Consider the following 746-nt stretch of genomic DNA (forward strand, 5'->3'; position numbering starts at 1 on the left):
CACCTAACCCCTGCGTGTGGGGCGCCGTAGGCGTCCCAGCGTAGCGAACACCACGCCGTTGTTAGGCGATAACTAATAATCAAAGGTAAAGAATAATGGAAAAGTACACTCGGTATTTCAGAATTGCAGAAGGTCAACTCATTGATTCAGTTAAAGAGTGCCGCGAAATTAATAAAGCAGCACATAAAGAATATGCTGAGTTATTAAAAAAGATCGGAGCCGATGAAGATTATTATCATCGTGATCACAAACTGGTTGCCATGACATTCCCTGAAACGCCAGATGAAAAGATATTTAAGAGAAACAAAAACGTCAGAAATGGCTGGTACCCAAAAAAGAACTGTAAGGCAGGTAAAGAAATTGCCCAGGCACTGGAGTCAATAAAAACCAAAGAAGAGGCCGACTGCCTTGATGCTGTTGGATTGTATAACGGCCCCCGGATTATCACTGCTGGTTATGCATATGCAGCAACTCTGCTGGTTATCCCCTCCGATCCTATGGTCGTATTCGTCACAGTGCCCTGGTACGACGAAAACCCACAAGTTCTTGAAGAGTACAAACAGGAAAAAGCGGCAAATACTCGCGACAGCATGACTCTTGATGCTTTGCTCTGGGAACCAACACCAGAGATGACCGAAGTAAAAGAGTGGCAGTGCAAGAAAGAAATTGACGAGTGGAACGAATCGCTCAAGGCCGAGCAGGCCGCCTAACGCCCGCGTAAGGGGCTGCGCCGCCAGGCGCAGTCC

General features: G+C 47.2%; 1 protein-coding gene. It reads left to right on the forward strand.

Going from position 1 to position 746, the window contains the following annotated elements:
• Window positions 1-95 precede the first annotated feature (95 nt).
• Window positions 96-710, forward strand: a complete 615-nt coding sequence (locus M3P05_RS20595) for a hypothetical protein (RefSeq protein ID WP_249702021.1) — start codon at window positions 96-98, stop codon at window positions 708-710.
• Window positions 711-746: the final 36 nt, after the last annotated feature.

It is taken from the genome of Parendozoicomonas callyspongiae (assembly GCF_023502345.1).
GTDB classification, from domain to species: Bacteria; Pseudomonadota; Gammaproteobacteria; order Pseudomonadales; family Endozoicomonadaceae; genus Sansalvadorimonas; species Sansalvadorimonas callyspongiae.

Bases quoted from the DNA above. Each gene is read 5' to 3' on its own strand.
- M3P05_RS20595 (WP_249702021.1), top strand. From the start codon at position 96: ATGGAAAAGTACACTCGGTATTTCAGAATTGCAGAAGGTCAACTCATT.